Source organism: Leptospira vanthielii serovar Holland str. Waz Holland = ATCC 700522, from assembly GCF_000332455.1.
GTDB classification, from domain to species: Bacteria; Spirochaetota; Leptospiria; order Leptospirales; family Leptospiraceae; genus Leptospira_A; species Leptospira_A vanthielii.
Genome location: NZ_AOGY02000046.1, coordinates 1 through 8,956, shown reverse-complemented (window position 1 = coordinate 8,956; position 8,956 = coordinate 1). Strand labels below are relative to the sequence as shown.

General features: G+C 39.0%; 9 protein-coding genes. 3 read left to right on the top strand and 6 right to left on the bottom strand.

Annotated features, from left to right (window positions below; translation table 11 throughout):
- Positions 1–313 precede the first annotated feature (313 nt).
- From LEP1GSC199_RS10410 to LEP1GSC199_RS10400, 3 genes are all read left to right on the top strand, one after another.
- The gene (locus LEP1GSC199_RS10410; RefSeq protein ID WP_002981770.1) at positions 314–499 is read left to right on the top strand and encodes a hypothetical protein; all 186 of its coding nucleotides are present in this window, start codon (positions 314–316) and stop codon (positions 497–499) included.
- A complete protein-coding gene (locus tag LEP1GSC199_RS22300; protein ID WP_083901946.1) occupies positions 426–815 on the top strand; it encodes an IS110 family transposase in 390 nt (129 codons plus the stop codon). The genes LEP1GSC199_RS10410 and LEP1GSC199_RS22300 overlap by 74 nt, the downstream gene beginning before the upstream one ends.
- A gap of 208 nt (positions 816–1,023) precedes the next feature.
- Positions 1,024–1,533 carry an IS110 family transposase gene (locus LEP1GSC199_RS10400; protein WP_002981774.1) on the top strand — a complete coding sequence of 170 codons (510 nt, stop codon included), beginning with the start codon at positions 1,024–1,026 and terminating at the stop codon, positions 1,531–1,533.
- A gap of 30 nt (positions 1,534–1,563) precedes the next feature.
- Here LEP1GSC199_RS10400 and LEP1GSC199_RS10395 read toward each other — a convergent pair whose 3' ends face one another.
- The 6 genes from LEP1GSC199_RS10395 to LEP1GSC199_RS10370 form a co-directional block, all read right to left on the bottom strand.
- Positions 1,564–2,190 carry an RDD family protein gene (locus tag LEP1GSC199_RS10395; RefSeq protein ID WP_232420753.1) on the bottom strand — a complete coding sequence of 209 codons (627 nt, stop codon included), beginning with the start codon at positions 2,188–2,190 and terminating at the stop codon, positions 1,564–1,566.
- 268 nt (positions 2,191–2,458) lie between these two features.
- Positions 2,459–3,076, bottom strand: a complete 618-nt coding sequence (locus tag LEP1GSC199_RS10390; RefSeq protein ID WP_002981755.1) for a hypothetical protein — start codon at positions 3,074–3,076, stop codon at positions 2,459–2,461.
- Between the two features lie 166 nt (positions 3,077–3,242).
- Complete coding sequence (locus LEP1GSC199_RS10385) at positions 3,243–6,635, bottom strand: chitobiase/beta-hexosaminidase C-terminal domain-containing protein (RefSeq protein ID WP_002981759.1); 3,393 nt, start codon at positions 6,633–6,635, stop codon at positions 3,243–3,245.
- A 651-nt stretch (positions 6,636–7,286) separates the two neighbouring features.
- The gene (locus LEP1GSC199_RS10380) at positions 7,287–7,793 is read right to left on the bottom strand and encodes a DUF1993 domain-containing protein (protein ID WP_415857904.1); all 507 of its coding nucleotides are present in this window, start codon (positions 7,791–7,793) and stop codon (positions 7,287–7,289) included.
- 162 nt (positions 7,794–7,955) lie between these two features.
- Positions 7,956–8,516, bottom strand: a complete 561-nt coding sequence (locus LEP1GSC199_RS10375; protein WP_232420752.1) for a hypothetical protein — start codon at positions 8,514–8,516, stop codon at positions 7,956–7,958.
- 124 nt (positions 8,517–8,640) lie between these two features.
- On the bottom strand, positions 8,641–8,956 hold a 316-nt coding region (locus tag LEP1GSC199_RS10370), incomplete at its 5' end, for an integrase core domain-containing protein (RefSeq protein ID WP_002976130.1).

Below are 8,956 nucleotides of genomic sequence, written 5' to 3'. Positions count from 1 at the left end.
CTCGCTTGGCCTTCGGCACATAGGCTTTTGTCACTCCTCTTGCTTACGCAAGCCTCGTGCCAATCCTATATGTGAGAAGATTCTACTAAAATAAACCTGTTAAAAAACAGAACGTAGGATAGAACAATGATGGCCAGGACTCCAGGAAGAATTCTGCAGATCTGTCCCGACGAGGACTTGCTAGGGCTTTGATTCTCCTGGAGTTCTTGACCCTGCCATCACCATTCATAGTAAGTTAGTCTTATGACGAAGACTACATAATAGGATTCATGGGATGACAGGGTTTGGCAACTTTTTTTCAGGAGAAAATTGTATGGAAACCATATACATCGGAATCGACTGGAGTAGAGATTTTGTAGATCTAGCCATCATCAACGGAGATGGAAATCTGTTACTTGGAGATAAAATTTTAATCACCAAGATGGATTCAAAAGTTAGATTCAATTATAGATCGGTTTCAGAATCAGTTTCGAATCGTTGCAGGTATAGAAAGCTGTGAGCATATTCTTGCTGGATATCTACGTAAAAAACAAATTCCTCTTCACGAAGTGAATCCTCGTAAGTTACATAGATTCAAAGAAATCTATTCGTTAACGGGGCAAAAGGATGATCGTTATGATGCCAAAATGATCGCACTCTATGTTCTAAAAAACATCAACACCTGTCAGAATAAAAAAATTAGAAATGAAGAATCTTCCAGGTTGATGAAGCTAAACAGCAACCTAGATATTCTAAAGAAAGATCGTGCACGGTTAGTGAAATCGTTTAAAAAACAATCTACAATCATATTTCCCTTATTTTTCAAGGTGTTTTAGAGATATTACAAAACCAGTATTAAGTGCACTCAAGATCATCCAATCACCTGAGAAATTAGAGACTTTAACCCTGGAGGATTTTTTAAAGGAAACTAATGACATCCAATGGAGCGATAAAAGAAAAACTTCTCTGTTTGAAAAACTATGTAAAGAATCTCCGGATTATATTTCTCCCATACAAAATGAATGCATTCAATACACTGAATCGTTGATTGACCAAATCAATACGTGGCGTACCCAAATAAAGAAAACAAAAAGCACGATCGATAAAAATTTTAAGAACTATGAAGGAAGCAATATCCTGAGTTCCATTCCAGCTGTTGGGACTACAATTGGAGGGGTCTTATTATCCGAGTTATCGAATGATACATTGGAATTTACTGACTATCGGGCATTTCAATCGTATGCAGGAACATCACCTGTCACAAAACAAAGCGGGAAAACTATGAGGAAAGTCACCATGCGGTATGCATGTAATAAAAATTTACGCCATGCTTTGTATTGGTTGGCATTCAATTCAATTACCAGAGTCGATTGGGCCCGTCAATTTTATGACAAGCAGAGATCAAAAGGCAAAAAGAATTCCATAGCTCTTCGCTCTCTATCTAACAAGTGGGCAAAAATAATCTTTTCTATGTGGAAACACCAAACCCCCTATTCACCAGATTTTTTTGAGACCAACCAAAAGAAGAAAAATCTCTTGACTGGTTTTGCATAGTAAGCCCTGGCGCAGGAGATGGTTTTTTGATTAAAAATAACCCTTTATCAACTGGTAGTAAGAATTGAATAATAACAAAAAACAAAAGGCAATCAAAACCATTCTCCCAATCGATATGGGTTTAAATGGAATTTTGAGTCTTAAAACTTTGTCCCAATGTGTGGTTCCATTTCTGAAAATGTAATATAGAGTAAATAATGCAAATAGTGTTGAAATTTTAGGAATCAAAAACCCAAGTCCAAAAAAGCAAACATAAAAGGATCGATATAATACTTTTGTAATCGGAATTTCCTCGTTCTCATTTTCGTTCGATACAATGTGAATGTTAAAAATCTTTTTTCCTAAACTACCTTTGATAAAAAATTGAAAGGAAGTATCGTATAAAATAAATACAAGGATGGTCAGTATGTAGGGGAGAATTTGATTTAATATTTCTCCATCGATTGGAACCAAAAAAAGGTCTATCAAATAAAAGGATAATATTTCTGCAATTTTGATATCAAAGACTTTGGCAAGAATTCGAGAGATATAGTGATTGTTAGGTTTTTGGTTCAATTTGATTTTTCCCTTGGGTGAGTTTTTAAAGGCATATAAACTTGCCAATTTTTCTAAATCGGTTCCATACAAAAATATTTTAATGTGTATTCGAAATTCCAAAATAGATGGAATTGTGTGTGTCGGTTAATCTTGCAAATCGGTATCCACCGGTAACCAATAGATGGTTGTCTGATCCTAAATAAGAATAATTCGTTTGGTCAAAGTTAATGGATCGTATTCTAGATTGGTTTCTAATAAAACCAACATACAATTTTAGATTTTCATAAACTTGATAAGAAAGTGAAATTTCAGCCTGAAAGCCTAATATTTCTGTAATGTTATTGGGATTTGTTTTGGATAGATAAAAGTATGGGCTCCTGGATCCATCCTAATTATATACATTACTCACTCTTTGGTTTACATAATTTCGATTTCCATACGTCACATAGGGATCAAATCCTAAATTCAATTCCAAACCATCCATCAATTTGATTTTACTTCGGAGCGGCATTGAAATTCCATAAGAATTGATTTTGTCAGAATAAATGTATGAAAACTCTTCATAGTTTTGGTTCTTATAAAATCGATCTATCTTTAAGACCCCTAGTCCAAAATAAAATAGTTCATTCTCCAAAGGATAATAAAGGAAATTAAACCGATATTCTTGCCTTTGTATATTACCATAGGAGAAGGTAGTTGATAAGGCATTTGCACCAGTCAATACCCCTGTATAATATGGATTATTTAGTTTTACATCCATCATATCAAATTCAAAACCAAATTTACGATTTGTGTCTCTATATTTAAAGAATGGCAAGTAAACCAAATCCTTGTTATTTTTTAACTTCGATTGCGATTGTCGTAAAGTAGATGTTTCGTATGGAAAGTAAGTGATGTTTTGCGCTTTCAGACCATATTCGAAAGTTTTGGTTTGAAGTTTGGGTTCTTCGGCGTAAAGAAGGGAAGAGGATACAATTAGAAGACAGATTGAGGTTTTGAGTTTCATTGAATGCCTTTTAGTTTTTTTTATTGTTTGGATGATTTTACTCGCATTTAGTTAGTTAGTTGGCGATTGTTCATTCTTAAACCGACTGGTAGCCATCGTTAGATGGCTGATGACGCTCCCTTCCTCAGCCATCTAACGATGGCAGGGGACCAGGCCCTTCAGTGGGTTACCAGATGAAGAGGGAGAGTTTTCGCACGCCACTTCTACTGCCTAGGACAATAATTAGTAATTTTCCATTTGTAGGATCTAAAATTGCCTCTGGTTCATTATAATCAGATAGAGTTATATAGTTACCATATTCATTAGTTCCTTGAGGACCTATTAAGTCGGTATGTGTGCAGTTTGTTCGATTTAAGTCACATCGATATAAGCTTGGCCTGAAGTAGTTTGAGTCATTTCTTGTGACCAGTAAAATCTTTCTGTTTAAAAGATCGATATTTAGTATCGGGAAATTTCCTGAGCCATACGATTGACCAGTCGAAACGTCAGCTAGAGTACAGCCTGTTCCATCTAAGTTACATTGGGTTATGTTTGGTTTTCTGGAGTTTCCAAAATGCGTTGTAGCGATCAACAATTTGTCGTTGATCGTATCGATTGCAATACTGGGACTTGAGCCTGATCGATTAGTTCCGTAGTTTCTATTGGAACATGTTGTTCCGTCAATGTTACAGCGAAAAATTGTTAAAGTATCACTTGAATTTTTAATTGCGATTAGCAATTTCTGATTCTTCTGATCAAAAATCATGCTAAGTAAATAACTTGAACCAGAACCCATAATCTTTGTATGCGTACAATTGAGTCCATCTAAATCACAGCGAAAAAGGCTCATTGTAGTTTGGGAAGTATTTTCAGAGAGCACCAATAGTTTTTTATTGATAGGATCTACTATAGCTTTGATACTTTTATTTGTAGCAGAGTTTTGTCCCTGACCTGCAGAAATATCTTTATAATTGCAGTTTGATAAATCAACATCACATATAAATGCGCTAGGGACTAATCCTATATTATTGATTACAATTATTTTTTTGTTAAATGGATCAAAGACTAATTTAGATTTCGTAACTAACCAATGGGAAGCTGATTGTTCACTTGTAAGGATAGTGTAAATGCAATTAGTCCCATTGAGTTCACAACGTACTAATCTTATTTCAGTAGTAGAAGGTAATGTTGATGATACATAGAGTTTTTTTCCAACTTCATCAATGGCTGCACTAGGATAATAATCCGGAACTACTTCGTGATCTGCCGAAAGATCTATAAAATCACCAGTTAAATTTGTTCCAGGTGGATTTCCCGTTGTTAATGCCCCTGCTTCAAGTAAAGACAACGCACTTTGGCCTACAACATTATTAGCAGCCACTCTAAAGTAATACAATGTCCCACTATTAAGTCCCGTGATTGTCGCATATGGATCTGTCACAGGACCAAAACTTGCCTCTGACGTAGTCACTCCTGGGCTTGTGCTATAGTATACAGTGTAAGATGTTGCACCCGTTACTTGCCACCATTGAACGAATCCAGTAGTTCCTCCTCCTAGTGCTGTGACAAAAACTGGTGCATCAGGGGGACCAACGATATCAAAACTCTGATTCCCCGCAGTGCTTGTGTTGCCCGCTACGTCGCGACCCAAAAATTTCACTTGGTTGCTACCATTAGAAAGGGCCACAGGTGATGCATACACAGTTCCATTGGTGACAGCTCCACTTCCATCAAACGTGGGTTCTGTGCCATTGAGTGTATAAATGACTTTGTCGCATCCACTCCCGCCCGTGTCGGAACAACTGAGTTGGAGTTGGGTTCCCGAAGCAAAGGGCCCGGAGCCAGTTGGAGAGGACATTGTGACTACCGGAGCCGTAGTGTCTTTATTTGTAATGCGCGTGGTGGAACCAAAACTATCAATTAGGTTGGCCACACAAATGCGAATGGTATTCTCACCTTCCACAAATTGTGAGTTTGCAATCGTAGTGGATGTGTCGGTGGTGGCAGCGATATTGCCGGTTACATTGGCATTGGAGCCGGTATTGGTAAGTGCAGTTCCGGTGGAACAGCTAGAGCCACCCAGTCGAATTTGGTAGTTACCCGCTTTGCTACTTTGCCAGCTAAGAGTGACATTGGATGATCCATTAATGGCGGCTGTATGCGAGTTCACCGTGACCGTTGCCACTTGGGTATCGACCGTATAATTTGCTGAATGGACACTCGAGACATTGCCCGCTTTGTCACGAGCCACAAACTTCGTATAGGTGACAGATCCATCGGTCAAACCAATGGCAGCCGTGAATAAGGTTCCACTGCTTACCGTTCCCGTAGTTCCTTGGATGGCAGGGTTTGTCGGTGCGGAACCAGCTTGCAGGGCATAGGCGATTTGATCACATCCACTTCCGCCAGTGTCTGAACAGGATAGAGAAACCGAAGTGGCCGTTCCATAACTTCCTGCCCCAGGATCAGCGGACACAACGGGAGCGGTATCATCTCTTAGCAATGAGACTGAGGCAAAGCCGACCAGAGCATTGGAACCAGTCACACAAATACGATAGGTTTTGGTTCCTTCGCCAGTAAAGTGGGTGTGAGAGCGAACAAAGGTTTGGTCAACGTTTGCTGTTGCCGTTCCGGTTGCTGCTATGGTACCGGAATCACAGGCACTCCCTTCGCGGACAGTAAAAGAACCAGAACGATTGGTTCTCCATGTGGCAGTGGAACTACCGATGGCTCCCGCTTGGGAACTGATGGCAAGCGAGGATTGGCTTACAATGCTGATGGCGGGAACTTGGGTATCGATCGTATAAACCATGCTAAGTGGTGTGGATAGGTTCCCTGCCAGGTCGCGACAGGCCGCATTGAGAGTATGCGTTCCTTCCGAAGAAAGAGATACAGCTTTAGAAGAGGTTGTGATGACTATCCCATTCTTTGGGGAGAAAGCGGGAGTGGATCCATCTAAGGAATATACAATGAAACCTGGTGCTCGATTGTCTGTACAAGTCAAGGTTGTGGTTTGCGTTGTAGAAAATATTCCAGCTAACAAAGAACTAGTGAGAGTAGGCGCAGTGGTATCGTTTAGGATGGCGACAATTGCTGTGTCATTCGGAGTTCCATCTCCATCGGTATCAAAACCAATTGGGTTCCCACTTCCATCCACAATGATCACAACAGGATTTCCTGACCCACCGGGGCCCGTTGTTAAAAATCCAGGAGGGTTCGGACTAATGTAATAGTCTGGCAAACCATCCCCATTGGAGTCGACTGCATCAGGGATTCCATCTCCATTGGTATCGATTAAAATAAGGTTCGGAGTTGTGCCACCAGTGAGATTGATTCCGTCTGAAACACCGTCCCCGTCCGAATCTACCAAAGTTCCATCCGGTTTTCCATCGCCTGACAGGTCCACAGCGGTGCCTGGAGTAAGGTTCTGGGAAGAGCCCGGTGATCCTCCCACAAGGCCAAGTAAAAATGCAAAGGGACTAAACCCTTGTTGTGGAGTTCCATTAGGTAGAAAAAACACACAATTGCTATAGATAAGTAGGACTAGAGATAGAAGGTAAAGTCGTTTTTGGATTCGCATATTTTTTAGCCTAGAGGTTCACATTTATATTATAAATCGCTAATTTAGATAAAGTTAGGTCTGGTGCCTATCGCATTTTCCCTGCTAAATTTAAAAATTTGCCAAATAACGCTAAAAACGTTCTGAAAATGGGTTTCCACCGGTTTTAACGTTCTGAAAAAAGTTAACGGTTGTGATGGGAAAATTGTTTAGGGAAAAGCTGGTAAAGAAATCAGTCGTTAGGTGTGAGAGGATGAAACAAAATTTGGCTAGAGTTTTAATCTTTTAATTTCTTCCCCATTTCCTTTAATGCTTGTTCAATTCTCGGTAGGGAACTTGGGCCAAATCCATGCAAACCTAGAAGGTCTTATTTAGAATAACGAGTTAGGTCTTCCAATCGTGAAATTTTAAGTTCATTTACGAGTGCCCGCTGTGCAGGACCTCCCAAAAAACTTAAGAAATGTGGTTCCATCTTTTTTTTTCTTTTTCACAAATGGGGCAAACCGGACAGTCACTGGTTTTGAAAAATTCATGACCGTTTTTGCAGACTTTCAATTGTTTTTTTAACACCATAGTTCACTCCGATAGTTCCTTACAGTTTACCATCCATCTAACTTTCTTTCATTTGATAGATGATCTACTGTAAGTTATATGTAATTTAAAAGATATGCACTATTTCTTATAAGGCATCTCACCTAAGTAATCTTTTTTCCCAATTTCCACCCCACTATGCCGGAGAATCGCATAGGAAGTTGTTATGTGAAAGTAAAAGTTGGGAATGGCATGTTGGGTAAGGTATTCAAATCCAGTTAGGTATTTTCCTTCCCATCTAGGTTGGGATACTCTAATTTCGGAAACTGATATAAAATCTTCTTTTTTGTAGGTTTCTAAATATTGGATCACAGAATGGATTCTTTGTTTTAATTCCTCTAAACTCGTTTCTGAATCTTCGTGGACAGGAGCGTCTTTTCCTGTAATGCGAGCCACACAAAGTTTTGCAGTATCACAAGCAATTTGAATTTGTTTTGTTAGGTGGAATTGGTCTGGAAAAAGGCGAGCATTGAGCAAATTCTCAAAGGCAAATTTTTTGGTAACGGAATAGGCTTCCGCTTTTTCCAAAATTTTAATTAAATTCCCGAGACCTTTTTTAAAAGATTGGATGGAGATTTCATATACGATAGATTCATTCATTGTTCTACTCAAATCAGAGGAGACCCCTTAAGCAATTCATTAATCAGAAAAATAACAGAATGTTGTCGTGAGATCATTTAAGTTTTTTTGGAGAGAGATGATTGGAGAATGACTCTGGTCATTGGGACAAGAGCCATATTGATAAGTATCCTAAATGGAAATTCCCCCTGACAAAACCAATTCTAAAAATCCGAAATTTTGTGATGCGCGGTTGGAACCACCACTGGTTAATACATCTGTAAGATCGATATACCCACCTTTGCCACCAAATTCTAAAAAGTAAGTTCGAGAGAACTCATAACGGGTGGCTACGTAACCAGAGACACCATAACCAGAAAGATGGAAATTGTTATTCTGACCTTTACCTAATACGCGTACGTCGCTTCGACACACAACAGGCCCTCCACCGATGGTAGATACCAAACTTAGACCACTGAGTCCATCAGAAGAAGTATAAAGCGGAGTGATCCATCCAAAATCTAAAAAAAGATAATTCAATCCATCGGTATGTTCGTACTTTAAAATATCGGGAGTTAAGGAAATGGTTTGATTTCCACCGTGATAACCTGCCATTTCCTGAACATGTTCTGGGAAGAGAAGGGTAAAGAGAGCAGCCTCCGTGGACATTGCCATTTGATTTTTTGCAATCACTCCTGGGTCTATGTAACCGGAATATTTTACTGGTTGACCTGGGGTGACAACATATTTCATGTGGTCTTCCCCAAAGGCCAAAAAGAATCGGTCTGTAAAAAAATAACTGATCTTTAGGTTGTATTGCGGGATTTCAAATTGTCTTAGTTCAGTGAAAAACAGAATTTTGGGATTCAAAATTAAGCTAAGCAACAAGCCTTATATTAGCCTTTACCGAGTATTGTTTTCTCTTCAATTTTGCTTCAAGTAGTTTTTCTTTTCTTTCTGCTAAAATCTTTTCCTTGCGACCATAAAACACATCCATAGGTGTTACGTAACCGATTGCAGAATGAAGTCTTAGCGAATTGTATTCTTCAATCCATTTACCAACTTCTTCTCTAATTTGTTCGAGTGAATACATTGGTATTTCACGGATTAACTCAGTCTTAATGGTTCCATGAAATCTTTCTAGTTTCCCGTTGGACTGAGGATGATTTACAGAAGTCCGAACATTATGGATA